Source organism: Pseudomonas syringae (assembly GCF_023278085.1).
Lineage (GTDB): Bacteria > Pseudomonadota > Gammaproteobacteria > Pseudomonadales > Pseudomonadaceae > Aquipseudomonas > Aquipseudomonas syringae_Q.
In genome coordinates, this window is record NZ_CP066265.1 from 2,186,845 (window position 1) to 2,202,696 (window position 15,852).

13 protein-coding genes are annotated in these 15,852 nt (G+C 62.7%); 5 read left to right on the forward strand and 8 right to left on the reverse strand.

Annotated elements, in window-relative coordinates:
• Positions 1 to 34: 34 nt before the first annotated feature.
• From phnL to I9H07_RS09855, 5 genes are all read left to right on the forward strand, one after another.
• Positions 35 to 751: a phosphonate C-P lyase system protein PhnL gene (gene phnL, locus I9H07_RS09835; RefSeq protein ID WP_236424424.1), complete on the forward strand. Its 717-nt coding sequence runs from the start codon at positions 35 to 37 to the stop codon at positions 749 to 751.
• On the forward strand, positions 745 to 1,890 hold the full coding sequence (locus I9H07_RS09840) for an alpha-D-ribose 1-methylphosphonate 5-triphosphate diphosphatase (RefSeq protein WP_236424426.1): 1,146 nt from the start codon (positions 745 to 747) through the stop codon (positions 1,888 to 1,890). Before phnL ends, I9H07_RS09840 begins: the two co-directional genes overlap by 7 nt.
• Entirely contained in the window at positions 1,890 to 2,456 is a 567-nt protein-coding gene (phnN, locus tag I9H07_RS09845; protein WP_024673586.1) for a phosphonate metabolism protein/1,5-bisphosphokinase (PRPP-forming) PhnN, read from the forward strand. The genes I9H07_RS09840 and phnN overlap by 1 nt, the downstream gene beginning before the upstream one ends.
• A complete protein-coding gene (gene phnP, locus I9H07_RS09850) occupies positions 2,447 to 3,196 on the forward strand; it encodes a phosphonate metabolism protein PhnP (RefSeq protein WP_024673585.1) in 750 nt (249 codons plus the stop codon). Before phnN ends, phnP begins: the two co-directional genes overlap by 10 nt.
• A 154-nt stretch (positions 3,197 to 3,350) precedes the next feature.
• Positions 3,351 to 5,732: a glucose/quinate/shikimate family membrane-bound PQQ-dependent dehydrogenase gene (locus I9H07_RS09855; RefSeq protein ID WP_050585261.1), complete on the forward strand. Its 2,382-nt coding sequence runs from the start codon at positions 3,351 to 3,353 to the stop codon at positions 5,730 to 5,732.
• Positions 5,733 to 5,794: 62 nt separating this feature from the next.
• Here the strand turns inward: I9H07_RS09855 and I9H07_RS09860 are convergent, their stop codons facing one another.
• The 8 genes from I9H07_RS09860 to I9H07_RS09895 all read right to left on the reverse strand — a co-directional run bounded on the left by I9H07_RS09860 (position 5,795) and on the right by I9H07_RS09895 (position 15,682).
• Positions 5,795 to 7,318: an amidase gene (locus I9H07_RS09860; RefSeq protein ID WP_058390947.1), complete on the reverse strand. Its 1,524-nt coding sequence runs from the start codon at positions 7,316 to 7,318 to the stop codon at positions 5,795 to 5,797.
• Between the two features lie 307 nt (positions 7,319 to 7,625).
• Positions 7,626 to 8,777 (reverse strand): M20 family metallopeptidase, encoded by a 1,152-nt coding sequence (locus tag I9H07_RS09865; RefSeq protein ID WP_058390948.1) that lies wholly within the window; start codon positions 8,775 to 8,777, stop codon positions 7,626 to 7,628.
• Positions 8,774 to 10,201: a M20 family metallopeptidase gene (locus I9H07_RS09870; RefSeq protein ID WP_058390949.1), complete on the reverse strand. Its 1,428-nt coding sequence runs from the start codon at positions 10,199 to 10,201 to the stop codon at positions 8,774 to 8,776. The genes I9H07_RS09865 and I9H07_RS09870 overlap by 4 nt, the downstream gene beginning before the upstream one ends.
• Positions 10,198 to 11,211 carry an ABC transporter ATP-binding protein gene (locus I9H07_RS09875; protein ID WP_058390950.1) on the reverse strand — a complete coding sequence of 338 codons (1,014 nt, stop codon included), beginning with the start codon at positions 11,209 to 11,211 and terminating at the stop codon, positions 10,198 to 10,200. Before I9H07_RS09875 ends, I9H07_RS09870 begins: the two co-directional genes overlap by 4 nt.
• The gene (locus I9H07_RS09880; protein ID WP_058390951.1) at positions 11,208 to 12,209 is read right to left on the reverse strand and encodes an ABC transporter ATP-binding protein; all 1,002 of its coding nucleotides are present in this window, start codon (positions 12,207 to 12,209) and stop codon (positions 11,208 to 11,210) included. Before I9H07_RS09880 ends, I9H07_RS09875 begins: the two co-directional genes overlap by 4 nt.
• A 16-nt stretch (positions 12,210 to 12,225) precedes the next feature.
• Positions 12,226 to 13,134 (reverse strand): ABC transporter permease, encoded by a 909-nt coding sequence (locus tag I9H07_RS09885; RefSeq protein ID WP_058823706.1) that lies wholly within the window; start codon positions 13,132 to 13,134, stop codon positions 12,226 to 12,228.
• 8 nt (positions 13,135 to 13,142) lie between these two features.
• Positions 13,143 to 14,060 (reverse strand): ABC transporter permease, encoded by a 918-nt coding sequence (locus tag I9H07_RS09890; RefSeq protein ID WP_058823705.1) that lies wholly within the window; start codon positions 14,058 to 14,060, stop codon positions 13,143 to 13,145.
• Between the two features lie 101 nt (positions 14,061 to 14,161).
• The gene (locus tag I9H07_RS09895) at positions 14,162 to 15,682 is read right to left on the reverse strand and encodes an ABC transporter substrate-binding protein (protein WP_236424429.1); all 1,521 of its coding nucleotides are present in this window, start codon (positions 15,680 to 15,682) and stop codon (positions 14,162 to 14,164) included.
• Between the last annotated feature and the right edge of the window lie 170 nt (positions 15,683 to 15,852).

Sequence of the window (15,852 nt, forward strand, 5' to 3'; positions counted from 1 at the left end):
TGCAAACAGCGCTGGTAGAAAAGAGGTGAGCCCGATGACGACGTTGATCGAGGTCCGCGACCTGTCGAAAACCTTCACCCTGCATCAGCACAACGGGGTGGTCCTCAATGTGCTGCGAGGCCTGAACTTCTCGGTGCGCAGTGGCGAATGCCTGGTGCTCAGCGGGCAGTCCGGCGCAGGCAAAAGCACGCTGCTGCGCACCTTGTACGGCAACTACCTGCCCGCCGCCGGGAGCATTCGTGTGCAGCACCAGGGGGAATGGGTCGAGCTGGTCGGCGCCAGCCCGCGCCAGGTGCTGGAAGTGCGCCGCAGAACGCTGGGCTACGTCAGCCAGTTTTTGCGCGTCATTCCGCGTGTATCGAGCCTCGATGTGCTGATGGAGCCTGCGCTGGCCCGCGGCTGGTCCCGCGAGCAGGCGCTGCAGCGTGCGCAATTGTTGCTGACGCGCCTGAACATCCCGCAGCGCTTGTGGCCGCTGGCGCCCAGCACGTTCTCCGGCGGCGAGCAGCAACGTATCAACATTGCCCGCGCATTCATGGTGCCCTGGCCGGTGCTGCTGCTCGACGAACCGACGGCTTCACTGGACAACGCCAACCGTCAGGTGGTGCTGGAACTGGTCGATGAGGCCAAGCAAGCCGGCGCTGCACTGATCGGCATTTTTCATGACCGTGACGCCCGTGAATCGGTCGCCAATCGTCAACTCGACATGACCCCGGTGGACCTCACCACCAAGGAGTTGCTGCAATGCTGAGCGAACAGATTTTCAGTAATGCCCGCGTGGTCACGGCCGAACAGGTTTTCATCGGCACGGTGGTGCTTCGCGATGGCCTGATTGCCGATGTGCAAACCGGGCGCAGCCAGTTGACTCAGGCCCATGATCTTGATGGCGATTACCTGCTGCCGGGGCTGGTCGAACTGCACACCGACAACCTGGAAAAACACCTGTCGCCACGCCCCGGTGTCGACTGGCCATCGACCTCGGCGGTGATCAGCCACGACGCGCAGATCGTCGCGGCCGGGATCACCACCGTGTTCGATGCGCTGTCGATTGGCGACATCAACCCCAAAGGCAAGCGCATGCAACAATTGCCCGCGATGCTCCAGGCGATTGCCGAGGCCAACGCGGCGGGGCTGACCCGCGCTGAACACCTGCTGCACTTGCGCTGCGAGGTCAGCCACCCCGACACCCTGAGCGTGTTTCGTGACCTGGTCGACCAGCCGCTGGTGCAACTGGTGTCGGTGATGGACCATGCGCCCGGCCAGCGCCAGTTCGCGCTGGAGTCCAAGTACCGCGAGTACTACATGGGCAAGTACCACATGAGCCATGCAGAGATGGATCGCTTCATCGTCGATCAGGTGGCCAACTCCACCGAATACGCTGACCGGTATCGTCGCGCGATTGTCGAGTTGTGCTTGGCCCGCGGCCTGTCGATTGCCAGTCATGACGACGCAACCATGGCCCACGTCGAGGAGTCGGCAGGTTTCGGAATGAACATTGCCGAGTTCCCGACCACGCTGGAAGCCGCTCAAGGCTGTCGGCAATTGGGCATGAGTGTCTTGATGGGCGCGCCGAACATCGTGCGCGGCGGCTCGCACTCCGGTAACGTGGCGGCGGCATCGTTGGCCAGGCGAGGTCTTCTGGACATTCTGTCCAGCGACTATTATCCCGCCAGCCTGTTGCAGGCCGCTTTCATGCTGGTCGAGCAGGACAATGAATGCGAGCTGCCGCAGGCAATGAACATGGTCAGTCGCACCCCCGCGCTTGCAGCCGGGCTGGCGGATCGCGGTGAAATTCGCGTCGGCCTGCGCGCGGATCTGATCCAGGCGCGCAGCCATGGCGGCCTGCCGGTGATCGACAAGGTATGGCGACAGGGCAAGAGGGTGTTTTGATGGTTGGCAGGTTGATTTATCTGATCGGGCCGTCGGGTTCAGGCAAGGACAGTGTGCTGGATGCTGCGCGGGAAACCCTGGCGCGACGCGATTGCCGGGTGGTACGGCGGGTGATCACCCGTTCTGCAGAAGCGGTGGGCGAGGCGGCACAAGCGGTGACGGTCGAACAGTTCGAGCAGATGCGCGAGCGCGGTGCGTTCGCCTTGTGCTGGCAGGCCAACGGTTTGCGCTACGGCATTCCTATCGAGATCGATCAATGGCTGCTGGAAGGCCATGACGTGCTGATCAACGGCTCGCGGGCGCATTTGCAGCAAGCGCAGATGCGTTATCCGAACCTGTCGGCCGTGTTACTGACGGTCAATCAAGAGGTGTTGCGTCAGCGTCTGCTGGCGCGCAATCGCGAAACCCTGCCGGAAATCGAGGCGCGCCTGGAGCGCAACGCACGCTTTGCCGGAGATTTGCTGGCGAACAACCCACAGGTGTTTTCACTGGACAATTCCGGCGATCTGCAACAGACCGTTGCCACCCTGATCGGCCTGTTGGACACGCGTCACGCATGCGCCTGACGCTGCTGGGCACCGGAGACGCCCGACAAGTGCCGGTCTATGGTTGTCAGTGCATGGCGTGTCTGGCCGCGCGGGCCACTCACAGCCTGCGGCGTTTGCCGTGCAGCGCCTTGATCGAGTGCGCCGACCAGCGCTGGCTGATCGACAGCGGCCTGACCGACCTCACCGAGCGTTTTCCGCCGCACAGCCTGAGCGGTATTTTGCAAACGCACTATCACGCCGATCATGCGCAGGGCCTGCTGCATCTGCGCTGGGGGCAGGGCCTGGTGATTCCGGTCCATGGCCCGGCAGACCCGGAAGGCTTGGCAGACCTGTACAAACACCCCGGTATTCTCGACTTCAGCCAGCCGTTTGCCGCCTTCGAAACCCGTGCACTGGGCGCTTTGCAGGTCACGGCGCTGCCGTTGACGCACTCCAGGCCCACCTTTGGTTACCTGCTTGAAGGTGACGGGCAGCGCATGGCTTACCTGACCGACACCGTCGGCCTGCCTGATGCCACTCGCGAATTCTTGCAACGCCAGCCGCTGGACGTGCTGATTCTCGACTGCTCCATGCCGCCGCAGCCTCAGCCGCCGCGTAATCACAATGACCTGACCCTGGCGCTGGCAACCATTGACCAGTTGCGACCGGGAAAGGCGGTGCTGACGCACGTCGGCCATACGCTGGATGCCTGGTTGATGGAGCCGCCACAGCGGCTGCCGGGTCATGTGGTGATCGGTCGGGATGGAATGGCGCTGTAGTCAATGGCGCTATAAAGGTCAGCATGAATGCGAAAAACTGTGCGCTGATCGCCCGCAAACGCCTGTTTCAGACGCTTCCAAGTATGCGACAATTTGTCATTATGAACCGTTTGGTACATTCTGTTCGGCTGTAAAAATCCGACAGGTTTGAAAAATGACAAACAAGCAAGGCACAGGAGCTGGCAGCAGATTGCTGCTGCTCGGGCTGGGCGTACTGATCGCTCTGATCGGGCTCGGTCTGGCAGGTGGCGGCGGCTACCTGGTGACATTGGGCGGGAGCTGGTTCTTCCTGCTGATGGGGCTGGCGATGCTGATCAGCGGCGTGCTGATCGCAGTCCGCAAACCCAAGGGCGCAGTGCTGTATGGCATCGCCTTGATATTGACTGCACTTTGGGCGGTCTGGGATGCAGGCCTGCATTACTGGCCGCTGGTTTCCCGGGTGTTGACCTTCGCCGTCATCGGCCTGGTGGTGGCACTGGTCTATCCGACACTGGTTCGCGCCTCGGGTGCTCAGGCGGGCCGTGGTGCCTATGGCCTGGCCGGTCTGTTGGCCATCGGGGTTGTGGCAACGATCGGTTACATGTTCGTTCCGAGCCATGTGGTCAGCGCCGCCAGCGTGCCTGATGTGGTCCCGGTGGCTCCGGGCTCCGAGCAGAAAGACTGGGCGCACTGGGGCAATACCCCGGCAGGCAATCGATTTGCCGCTTTGGATCAGATCAACAAGAGCAACGTCGACAAGCTGCAGGTTGCCTGGACCTTTCACACCGGCGACATCCCGCAGAGTACCGGAGCCGGCGCAGAGGACCAGAATACCCCGCTGCAGATCGGCGACACGGTTTACACCTGTACCGCTTACGGCAAAGTCTTCGCACTCGATGCAGACACCGGCGCACAGCGCTGGAAGTTCGATCCGCAGGGCAGTGCGCCCAACTGGCAGCGTTGCCGAGGCCTGGGCTACTTCGCTGCCCCTGTAGCCGAATCAGCGTCAGCCAATGCCCCTGCACCATCAGCGTCGGCCGCGTGCGCCGCGCGTGTTTTTCTGCCGACCGGCGACGCGCGCCTGATCGCACTCGACGCCAAGACCGGCGAGACCTGCAAGGACTTCGGCCATCAAGGCATCGTTGATCTGAAAACCGACATGGGCGAAGTCAAGGAGGGCTACTATCAGCAAACCTCGACACCTCTGGTGGCGGGCAATGTGGTGGTTGTCGGTGGTCGTGTTGCCGACAACTTCTCTACCGGTGAGCCACCGGGCGTAGTACGCGCTTATGACGTACACACGGGTGAGCTGGTCTGGGCGTGGGATCCGGGTAACCCGACTACCACCAAACGTCCGCCCGCAGGCGAAACCTATACCCGTGGCACGCCGAACGTCTGGTCGGCCATGTCCTACGATGACAAGCTTGGCCTGATCTACCTGCCGACCGGTAACGCAACACCCGACTTCTTCGGCGGGACGCGCACCGAGCAGGACGACAAGTGGTCTTCTTCAGTCGTCGCGGTCGACGTCAAGACCGGTCAGGTGCGCTGGAACTTCCAGATGACTCACCACGATCTGTGGGACTTCGACATTCCGGCGCAGCCGTTGCTGTATGACATTCCAGACGGCAAGGGCGGTATCCAGCCGGCATTGGCACAAGTTACCAAGCAGGGTGAGATCTTCCTGCTCAACCGCGAAACCGGCGTGCCGATCTCGCGGGTCGAGGAACGCCCTGTGCCGCAAGGCAACGTCCCGGGCGAGCGCTATTCGCCGACCCAGCCGTTTTCGGTGGACATGCCGTCGATCGGCAACCAGACCCTGAAAGAGTCGGACATGTGGGGCGCCACGGCATTCGACCAGTTGATGTGCCGGATCGCTTTCAAAGGCATGCGTCACGAGGGTGTCTATACGCCGCCTGGACTTGACCCGGCGTTGCAGTTCCCCGGTTCGCTGGGCGGCATGAACTGGGGCAGCGTTTCGGTTGACCCGACCAACAGCTACATGTTCGTCAATGACATGCGCCTGGGCCTGGCCAACTACATGATCCCGCGCGACAAGATCGCTGCCGGTGCCAGCGGTATCGAAATGGGCGTAGTGCCACAGACCGGCACACCTTTCGGAGCCATGCGTCAGCGTTTCCTGTCTGCCGTCGGCATTCCCTGCCAGGCACCGCCGTTCGGCACTATGTCGGCGATTGACCTGAAAACCAGAAAACTGATGTGGCAGGTTCCGGTCGGCACGGTGAAGGACACCGGCCCGATGGGTATTCGCATGGGTCTGCCAATCCCGATCGGCATGCCCACACTGGGCGCTTCGTTGTCCACCCAGTCGGGCTTGCTGTTCTTCGCCGGTACGCAGGATTTCTACCTGCGCGCCTTCGACAGCGGCAACGGCAATGAAATCTGGAAGGCACGTCTGCCAGTCGGCAGCCAGTCCGGCCCGATGACCTACGTATCGCCCAAGACCGGCAGGCAGTACATCCTGCTCACCGCCGGCGGCGCTCGCCAGTCGCCTGATCGCGGCGATTATGTGATTGCCTACGCGTTGCCCAGGTAACGCATGTCACCTCTGAGGGGCAAATGCTGCCCCTCACCCTTGTTGACCTTGCTGCGCCGCTTTCACATCGCTCCAATATCCGGCTTGCCCGTCCCCGATCCGCCATAGATCGGTGGATGGGTGACGATGTGTGTCAGGTCGACCGCCGAGGCCAGCAGTTTCTGCAGGTCCGGGCGCGGGCGAGACAGACGCGGGTCGTTCGCCGTCGCGTGTTCAATCGCCTCGGCGCAGGCCAGCAGTTTCGCGTCGCCACGAAAGCCGCCAATGATCTGTAGCCCGAACGGCATGCCTTGCTGGTCGGTGCCGCAGGGCAGGGACAACGCCGGGTTGGTGGTCAGGGTGATGGTGTAGCACAGCGCCAGCCAGCGATAGTAATTGTCCAGTGGCACGCCGTTGACTTCGCGCAGGTACAGCTCGCTCCACGGGAAGGGCGATACCGGCGTGGTGGGCGCGAGGATCAGGTCGTAATACTCGAATTGCTTCTGGAAAGCGCGAAAGATCCGGCTCTGTTCACCATGCGCCTTGACGCAGTCCTGCAAGGACATCGCCGCTCCCATTTCGAAGTTGGCGCGGGTGTTGGGGCCCAGCGCATCCGGGTCGCGGTCGTGGGCGTCTTGTAGGCCTGCAACGAAGGCTTCGGCGCGTAGCACATCAAAGGTGCGATGGGCACTGCTCAGGTTCAGGTCGATGGCTTCGCAGGATTTGAATAGCGGCCTCAGTGCGTTGATCTTTTCCCGGAAGACTGCGCGGATACCGGTGTCCACCGCGCAGGTACCGAAATCTTCGCTATAGCCGACCCGCAACTGGCTGAGGTCGACAATGCGCGGCGCGAAGTCATCCTCGGCGACGGCATAGCTCAACGGATCGGACTGCCCAAGCCCGGCGCTGGCGCGCAGCTGCAGCAGGGTGTCGGCAACAGTGCGGCCCATGGGACCGACCACGGAAATCGGTGTCCAGCCGAGCTTCTTGCGCTCGCTCGGCACCAGCCCCGGCGAAGGGCGCAGGCCGACGATGCCGCACAGTGCCGCAGGAATACGCAGCGAGCCACCGGTGTCCGAACCGCTGCACAACGGCACCATGTCCACGGCCAGCGCGGCGGCCGAGCCACCTGAAGAACCGCCGGCATTCAGCTCAGGGTTGAACGGGTTGCCGGTCGCGCCCCACACCACGTTGCGGGTGTTGGCACCTGCACCCAGTTCCGGGACGTTGGTCTTGCCGACCATGATCGCCCCGGCTGCGCGCAGGCGCGACACGAACAGGTTGTCCTGGGCAGGGATGTTGTCGCGAAACAGCTGCGAGCCGTAAGTGGTGAGCACCCCGGCGGTTTCTTCCAGGTCCTTGATACCGATCGGCAGGCCGTGCAGCAGACCCAGCGGTTCGCCTTGCAGCACAGCCTGCTCGGCCAACAGCGCTTCATCGCGGGCGCGCTCGAAACAGGTCGCGGCAAACGCATTGATCTTTGGATTCAGGCTTTCGATACGCGCGATGCAAGCGTCCAGCAATTCCACTGGAGAGAGCTGTTTGTTGCCGATCAGCGCCCGCAGTTCGGTGGCGGATTTGCCGAGCAGTTCGGATGGATTTTGCATGGGGTGTTCCTCACTGGACTGTACAAATCAAACGGGTTATCGCGCCAGGCGTCTTCGTTTTGACACGTATTCTGCGCTGCATTTTCGGCGATCATGCTGGCCCTTTCGCGAACAAGTTCGCTCCTACGGCCTACGGCCAGAATCAAAAGCGGACTTATATATAACGCGGATCGCGGGCACGATAGGTGCTCTCCCGAACGATCATCGTGCCGATGCTCCGCGTCGGTATGCCGTTCGTGACGCTCTGCGTCACACATCTACGTCGCGCGCTTTCCTTCAGGCCGAACGCAGCAAGCGGGCAGTCTCTTCAAACATCCCCCAAGGCCAGAATCGTCGCCACCAGCGCCTGGCCCCTGGGCACCAGGGTGTTCAGCTCCAGGTACTCACGGTCGGTATGCACTTTCCCTCCTACCGGACCGAGGCCGCACAGGGTCGGGATGCCGAGGCTGGCGGTGAAGCCCGAGTCGGCGCAGCCGCCGGTGAATTCGCCTTCCACGCTGAACCCCAGTTCCTGCGCAAGCCCTTGATAAAGACTCAGCAGTTGCGTGCTGTGCCTGGCTTCCATCGGCAGAAAGGTCGTGGCCTCCAGCACGCGGGCCGATGTGCCGGGCAGTTCCTCTTCGGCGACGATGGCCTGGACCGCAGCGAGAATTTCATCCCATTGCCTGAGCTCGACAAAGCGCACATCGAGCCTGGCCGAAGCGCTGGGCGCAACCGTGTTGCTGGAAGTGCCGCCCGACATCAGCCCGACATTGGTGGTGACGCCCGCGGCATAATCCGTCAGCGCGTGCAGCTTGATCACTTTGTGCGCCAGCGCCTGAATGGCACTCGCGCCATCGGCATGGTTCACCCCTGAATGCGCCGCGCGGCCGCTGACTTCGATGATCAGCGTCGCACCCCCTTTGCGGGCACTGACCACATTGCCGCTGGCGCGTCCCGGCTCCGGGTTGAGCACCGCGCGCGCCTGCCGGGCGTAGTGTTCGATATGCACACGGGCGCTGGCGGAACCGATTTCTTCGTCGCCGGTATACAGAATCTGCACCGGAAACGGCAGTGGACCGAGTTGTTTCAACGCTTTCAGCGCAAAGCAATTCAGCACCAGCCCGCCTTTCATGTCGGCCACGCCAGGACCGTAGGCCAGTTCGGTATCTTTGGTATAGCCGCGAGTGGACGTGGTGCCTTTGGGGAACACGGTGTCGCGGTGACCGAGCAGCAGCACCGGCTTGCCGGGTCCGCCTGGCAATTCAGCCAGCAGCACATCGCCAAACCCTTCGACCGGGATACGTTCGACGCCGATCCCGTCGGCCTGTAGTTGTGCGGCGAGCAGATCGCCCACAGCATCCACACCGGCCTTGTCGTAACTGTTGGAGTCGGTGTCGACCAGACTCTGCAACAGCGACTCCATCGCCTCGTACTGCCCGCTCAGCCAGGCGGTTGCCTGCCGTTGTGCGTCGTTCATTCACTCAACTCCTGTGCCCGGTGCTCGCGGGTCAGCCGTGCGCCATCCGTTCCCAGGTCCCAGAACAGTCCGGCCATGATTTGCAGGCTCTCTCTGACCACCGGAGCCAGCAAGTGCTCGTCGGGTGCATGTTGCGAGCACGCCGGGTACGAGTGTGGCACCCAGACCGTCGGCAGGCCCAGCACTTCAGCGAACACATCGTTGGGCAGCGAACCGCCCAGATTAGGCAGCAGCGCCGGTTTCTTTCCAGTGGTCGCGGCCAGCGATTCCAGCGCCCAGCCGACCCACGGGCTGTCCGGTGACAAGCGCGTGGCGTGCATGACGTCCATACGCGTCTGTCGAACCTCGACCTGAGTGAAACCGTGGGCATCCAGGTGCGCGCGCACCGCCGGAATGAACGCGTGGTAATCGCTGTCGACCACAAAACGGATGTGACACAGCGCGTGGGCCTTGCCGGGAATGGCATGCACCGGCGCGTCCGGGTTGCCGGTCTTGAAGGCGAGGATGTCGAGGGTGTTCCAGCCGAAGACTTTCTCGCTGAGCGATAAGGTCGGGTCTCCCCAATCGGGGTCTATTTCCGGATCACCCGGACCGCCGCCGACTTCGATATCTGCCAACGCGGCCTTTACTGCCTCGGGGATGGCCGTAGGCATGAGCCCTGCGACGTTCACCCGGCCGTGTTCGTCGACCATGCTGGCGATGGCATTGGCCAGAATGATGCCGGGGTTGGCCAGCAGCCCGCCCCAGTTGCCGGAATGGTGTGCGCCTTCGCGCAGGTTGACCGTCAGCTCGAAGTTGAACACCCCGCGCGAGCCCAGAAACAGGGTAGGGCGCGCGGCTGCCAGGCGCGGGCCGTCCGAGGCGATGAAAACATCCGCCGCAAGTTCTTCAGCGTGCGCCTGGCAGAATGCGCTGAGGCCGGGTGAGCCGTCTTCTTCGCCCATTTCCAGCAGCAGTTTGACGTTGAAACCCAGTTTGCCGTCGCGCGCCTTGAGGGTCTGTTCGAGGGCAGTCAGGTTGATCAGGTGCTGGCCCTTGTTGTCCGCCGTGCCACGGCCGTACCAGCGATCACCGCGCTCGGTGACCTTCCACGGCGACAGGCCCGCTTGCCACTGCGCGTCGTAGCCACGCACCACATCGCCATGGCCGTAACTGAGCAGTGTCGGCAGGGCCGGGTCCTCGATGCGGGTGGCGATCATCAACGGCCCGCGCCCGGCGACCGGGTTGTCGTGCACCTTGACGTTGAAACCCAGACGCTCGACGTGCGGGGTGATGAATTCGTTCAGGTAGCGATAAAGCTCCGGCAGGCTGGCGGCCTCCTGGCTTTGGGTCGGGTACGCAACGCTGTCGCCGAGCAGGGCGAAAAAGGTGCCGTTGTCGAACTGCTCGGTGGCGTTTTCGATGGCATGTGAACGGCTACTCATGATGGCATCAGCTCCAGAGTTTTCGAGGTGTCGCGCAAGTGGCAACGGACGGTTCCGCCTTCCATGCGGCCAACGAGCGGATAGTGGTCCTTGCACACCGCCATGCAGCCGGGGCAGCGCGGATGAAAAGCGCAGCCGGAAGGCGGCGACATGGGGTTGGGGAAGGTGCCGTGCAGGCCCAGATCGGGAATGCCCAGATGCGGGTCCGGGGTTAGCACCGAGTCCAGCAGCGCTTGCGTATAGGGGTGGCCGGGTCTGGCAAACAGCGATTCGCGGCTGCGCTCTTCGACGATTCGGCCCAGGTACATCACCGCCACGCGGTCGGCCAGATGCTCGATGACGGCCAGGTTGTGGCTGATCAGCAGGTAGGTCAGGCCGAACTCCTGTTTGAGGTCCTGCAACAGGTTGAGAATCTGTGCCTGCACCGAAACGTCCAGCGCCGAGGTCGGCTCGTCGCAGATCAACACGTCCGGGCGCATCACCAGCGCCCGGGCAATCGCCACACGCTGGCGCTGGCCACCGGAAAGCTGGCTCGGGTAGCTGTCGATCACCCGCTTGGGCAGGCCGACGACATCCATCATCGCCTCGACCCGCTGGCGGCGCTCGGTGTTGGTGCCGATCTCATGCACGATCAGCGGCAGGGTGACGATTTCGCGCAGGGTCTTGCGCGGGTTCAGGGAGGAGTAAGGGTCCTGAAAGATCGGCTGGATACGCCGTGCCATCTCCTTGCGGTCGGTACCGGCCAGATGCTTGCCGTTGACCAGCACATCGCCGCTGCTGGGCGCGAGCAGACCCAGCAACATCTTGGCCAGGGTGCTTTTGCCGCAGCCGGACTCGCCGACCAGCCCGAGGGTTTCGCCGCGCATCAGGCGCAGTGACACACCATCGACCGCTTTCAGCGTGGCATTGGGTTTGAAAAAACCTCGGCTGATGCTGAATTCGCGGCGGATGTCGCACAGCTCCAGAGCGATGTCTTTTTTGCCACTCGTGTTCAGGGCCTGATTCGTCATGACGTTATGCCCTCGCGGTGCAGCACAGGTTCGGCGCCCGCCGCGGCAAACAGGCAGCGGGTCATGTGGTCGGGGCTGTGAATCGGCGGGACGTCATCGGCGCAGGCCGCAATGGCCTGCGGGCAGCGGTTACGGAAGGCACAGCCGTGTTGCTCGCCGACCAGGCTGGGCACCAGCCCCGGAATCGAGCCAAGTGGCTGGCCCGGCCGGGTACGCCCAGGGATCGGAATACTCGCCAGCAAGCCACGGGTGTAAGGGTGCTGCGGGTTCTCGAACAGCTCGACTGCCGGGGCGGTTTCGACGATCTGCCCGGCGTACATCACCGCCACCCGGTCGGCGATACGCGCGACCAGCCCCAGGTCGTGGGTGATGAAGATCACCGCCAGGCCGAACTCTTTCTGGATGTCGCGGATCAGGCGCAGGATCTGCGCCTGAATGGTCACGTCCAGCGCGGTGGTCGGCTCGTCGGCGATGATCACGTCCGGTTCGCACATCAGCGCCATGGCGATGATCACCCGCTGGCGCAGGCCGCCCGACAACTGATGCGGGTACTGGCGCAGGCGCTCGCCAGCGTTGCTGATGCCGACTTTCTCCAGCATCTGCGCCGCACGCTGCAGGGCCTCCTTGCGTGACACCTTGCGGTGCCGGGTGAGCACTTCGCTGAGCTGATCGCCGATGCTGTAGGCCGGGTTCAGCGAGGTCATGGGCTCCTGGAAAATCATCGCCAGACGGTTGCCGCGCAGGTCGCACATCTGCCGCTCGCTCTGGGTCAGCATGTCGATGCCGTCCAGGCTCAGGGTTGTCGCGGTACGTCGTGCCTTGCGCGGCAGCAGGTCCATGAGCGCCAGCGAAGTGAGGGATTTACCGCAGCCCGATTCGCCGACAATGCACAGCATTTCACCGCGCTCGACCTGAAAGTCCAGACCGCGCACTGCGTGGAGCGTGTCTTGCCCCAAAGGGATCTCGACACGCAGGTTTTCAACATGCAACAGCGCCATGTGCGGATCTCCTCTGTCAGTTGCGCCCATCGGGCAGGATCAGGTCGCGCAGGCCGTCACCGACCAGATTGATGCCCAGCACCAGCACCATCAGGGCGACGCCGGGAATGGCGATGACCCAGGGGGAAAAGAACATGTACGGTTTGCCTTCGGCGATCATCAGGCCCCAGGACGGAATCGGTGGCTGCACGCCGACCCCGAGGAACGACAATGCCGATTCGAGAAGAATCGCGTGGGCCATCTCCAGGGTCGCGACGACGATCAGCGCACCGACCAGATTGGGCAGGATTTCGCTGGCCAGAATGCGCAGCGTCGAGCAGCCCAGCGCCTGCGCCGAGGCGACGTATTCGGCGTCACGGATCTGCTGCACCGCGGCGCGCACCACCACGGCGAAACGGTCCCAGAGCAGGCAGCCGAGCAGGATGATCACGACTTTCAGCGAGCCGCCGATCAACGACGCGGAGGCCAGCGCCACCATGACCACCGGCATCGCCAGGCGCGTGGTAATCAGGTAGCTGATCAGCGCGTCGGTCTTGCCGCCAAAGTAGCCCGCCAGCAAGCCCATGATGGTGCCGATGACGCCGGAGATCAGCGCTGCCGAGAAGCCGATGAACAGTGAAATACGTGCGCCGTACAGCAGGCGTGACAGGTAGTCACGGCCCAGTTTGTCGGTGCCCAACACATACTCCCAGGTGCCGTTGGCCATCCACACCGGTGGTTTCATGCGCAGCATCACGTCTTGCGTATAGGGGTCGTAGGGCGCCAGCCAGGGGGCGAACAGCGCACCGAACAGGATGATCAGCAACAGCATCGCGCCAATCGCAAAGCCGCGATGGGCGAAGCTGTTGCGCAACGTGCGCCAGATGCTTCTGGCTGGCGGCTGGTAATCCTGGATCACCAGCGGCGATGAGGTGGTTGTGCTCATAGGGCCTCCTATTTCACGCGGATGCGCGGGTCGAGCAGTGCGTTGAGCACGTCGGCCAGCAGCGTGAGGACGATGTAGATCACCGCGATCAACAGCACGACCGCTTGCACCACCGGAAAGTCGTCACGGGCAATTGCATCCCAGGCCAGCTGGCCGATGCCTTGCAGCGAGAACACTGTTTCGATGACCACCGAGCCGCCGAGCATGAAACCGAATTCCACGGCAGCCAGCGCCACCACCGGGATCAGCGCGTTGCGCAATGCGTGTTTGAACAGCACCGTGGCGGGGCGCAGACCCTTGGCGCGGGCGGTGCGGATGTAATCGGAATTGAGCACGTCAAGCATGCCTGCACGGGTCAGGCGCATGATCGCCGGGGTTGCGTAGTAGCCGAGCGCAATCGCTGGCATGACGAAGTGCGCCCAGGTCGAGTTACCCGACACCGGCAGCCATTTCAGGGTGACCGAGAACACCACGATCAGCATCAGTGCGAACCAGAAACTCGGCATGGCCTGACCCAGCACCGCAATGCTCAGCGCCAGCCGATCGACCCACGTATCACGTTTCACCGCCGCCAGGACGCCCAGCGGAATGGCGATCAGCAGCGCGATGCTCAGGGCCATGGCACCCAGCCCGAGGGTGATCGACAGGCGCGAAGCGATCAGGTTGTAAACCGACTCCTGAAAGAAGAACGAATCGCCCAGATCGAGGCGCACCACGTCGGACAGCCACTCGAAATACTGGGTGACCAGCGGTTTGTTGAGGCCGTACTGCACACGAATCTGTTCGATCTGCTCGCTGCTGGCTTCCGGTCCGCCAATGGCGGTGGCCAGGTCGCCGGACAGGTGCAGCAGGGAAAAGCTGATCACCGATACGGTAATCGCTACGCACAGGGCGATGCCCAGGCGGCGCAAGAGAAATCCGAACATGGCAAGCGACCTTGTGTTCGAGGGGTAGCGGGTTGGCGGCCGCTGCCGTGAGGCACAACGCGTGCCTCGCAGCAGGTGTCACCGATTGACGTCGCGAACAGCTATTTCCAGCTCGACAGCACGAAGCGCGGCAATTCGTCCGGATAAGGCTTGAAGTTCAGGTCCGAGACATAGGCGTAGTTCATCGAGTAGTTGAACAGCGGCGCCCAGTACGCCTGCTCGCTGATGCGCTGCAATGCCTTACGGTAATTGTCCTTGCGCACCTGCGGGTCCAGCGCGTTGTCGGCGGTCTGCAGCCAGCTCTGGACTTGCGGGTCCTTGATGTTGTCGTCCGGGTTGCCCTTGAACCAGGTGCCAGCCGACGCCGAAGTGTCGAGGATCGAGAACGAGCCCCAGGCCTGGAATGACATCGGCACCTTGCCGCCGCGTTGCTGGTCGCGCAGGGCGGCGTACTTCAGGTAACGCAGCTTGGCGTTGATACCCACGGCGCGCAGGTTGCCGATGATCGCTTCCACATAATCGCGGTCTCGATAGGCGAAGATTTCAGTTTCGAAGCCGTTCGGGTAACCGGCTTCGGTCAGCAGCGCCTTGGCCTTGGCCGGGTCGTAGTTGTAGACCGTGGCGGCGCTGGTGTCACAGCCGAACTGGCCGGGGTAGCAGGCGACTTGCAGCGGCTTGCTTTCGCCGCCGACCAGCTGCGAGGCGAGGCCATCGCGGTTGATTGCGTAATTGATCGCCTGACGCACTTTCAGGTGTTTCATCGGCGAATCGGCGCTGGAGGTGCCGCGCGCATCGAGAATCAGAAAACCGATACGCATGGTCGCGCCGCTGGTCACCACCAGATTGGGCATGGCCTTGAGGTTTTCCGCCTGATCCGGAGCGACGCGCCAGGTCCAGTCGATGCCACCGGTCATCAACTCGGCCAGCCGCGTTTCAGCATCGGCGATGACCCGGAAGGTGATGTGGCTGATCTTCGGCTGGCCCTGCGGGCTGTCTTTGAAGTAGTCCGGGTTTTTGTCCATCTTCACGCCTTCACCCGAGGCGATGGCCGTGACCTTGTAAGGCCCGGTGCCAATCGGCTTGCGACTGAATCCGGCCATGCCGACTTGTTCGAAATACTTTTTCGGAAACATCGGGACAGCGTTGGACAGGTATTCCAGCGCCGGCGGGAAGGGCTTTTTCAGGTGCAGGCGGACGCTGTAGTCACCGAGCTTTTCGGCGCTCTTGATCCAGTCGACGTTTTGCACGGTGACCACCTTGGACTCGGGCGACACCACGTAATTGAGGGTGAACACCACGTCATCGGCAGTGAACGGGTCGCCATTGTGAAACTTCACGCCCTCGCGCAGCTGGAAGTCGATGGTGGTGTCGTCGACCTGCTTCCAACTGGTGGCGAGCATGGGTTCGTACTGGCCGTTGTCAGGGTTGCGATAGACCAGGTTGTCCCAGATCAGGCGACCGAGAATCACGCCTTCGCGCAAATCGTTGTGATAGGGGCTGATGTTTTCCGGCTCGCTGTCGGAGGCGTAGACCAGCGTGTCATCGGCCTTGCCGGCCAGGGCGGAAAAACTGCTGAACAGGCTCAACAGCGCGATGCTGCGAGCGAAACCCTTGATTCCCATGCCGTCGTCTCCAAAAGGCAAAGTGGATGTATCAAAGGGCAGTGGGTCGCAAATGCGAGAAGAGGGGAGTCACGAGGCCGCAGTGTTCTTTTGATTGGGTGCTTTTGATGAGTTGCGCCTCGACACGACTCTAGGCAAAGCGTATCAATGCCACAAGCACAATATTTCGA

What these genes read in the sequence shown, in the direction of transcription:
- phnL (WP_236424424.1), top strand. Translation starts at nt 35, where the DNA reads ATGACGACGTTGATCGAGGTCCGCGACCTGTCGAAAACCTTCACCCTG.
- I9H07_RS09840 (WP_236424426.1), top strand. Translation starts at nt 745, where the DNA reads ATGCTGAGCGAACAGATTTTCAGTAATGCCCGCGTGGTCACGGCCGAA.
- phnN (WP_024673586.1), top strand. Translation starts at nt 1,890, where the DNA reads ATGGTTGGCAGGTTGATTTATCTGATCGGGCCGTCGGGTTCAGGCAAG.
- phnP (WP_024673585.1), top strand. Translation starts at nt 2,447, where the DNA reads ATGCGCCTGACGCTGCTGGGCACCGGAGACGCCCGACAAGTGCCGGTC.
- I9H07_RS09855 (WP_050585261.1), top strand. Translation starts at nt 3,351, where the DNA reads ATGACAAACAAGCAAGGCACAGGAGCTGGCAGCAGATTGCTGCTGCTC.
- I9H07_RS09860 (WP_058390947.1), bottom strand. Translation starts at nt 7,318, where the DNA reads ATGCAAAATCCATCCGAACTGCTCGGCAAATCCGCCACCGAACTGCGG.
- I9H07_RS09865 (WP_058390948.1), bottom strand. Translation starts at nt 8,777, where the DNA reads ATGAACGACGCACAACGGCAGGCAACCGCCTGGCTGAGCGGGCAGTAC.
- I9H07_RS09870 (WP_058390949.1), bottom strand. Translation starts at nt 10,201, where the DNA reads ATGAGTAGCCGTTCACATGCCATCGAAAACGCCACCGAGCAGTTCGAC.
- I9H07_RS09875 (WP_058390950.1), bottom strand. Translation starts at nt 11,211, where the DNA reads ATGACGAATCAGGCCCTGAACACGAGTGGCAAAAAAGACATCGCTCTG.
- I9H07_RS09880 (WP_058390951.1), bottom strand. Translation starts at nt 12,209, where the DNA reads ATGGCGCTGTTGCATGTTGAAAACCTGCGTGTCGAGATCCCTTTGGGG.
- I9H07_RS09885 (WP_058823706.1), bottom strand. Translation starts at nt 13,134, where the DNA reads ATGAGCACAACCACCTCATCGCCGCTGGTGATCCAGGATTACCAGCCG.
- I9H07_RS09890 (WP_058823705.1), bottom strand. Translation starts at nt 14,060, where the DNA reads ATGTTCGGATTTCTCTTGCGCCGCCTGGGCATCGCCCTGTGCGTAGCG.
- I9H07_RS09895 (WP_236424429.1), bottom strand. Translation starts at nt 15,682, where the DNA reads ATGGGAATCAAGGGTTTCGCTCGCAGCATCGCGCTGTTGAGCCTGTTC.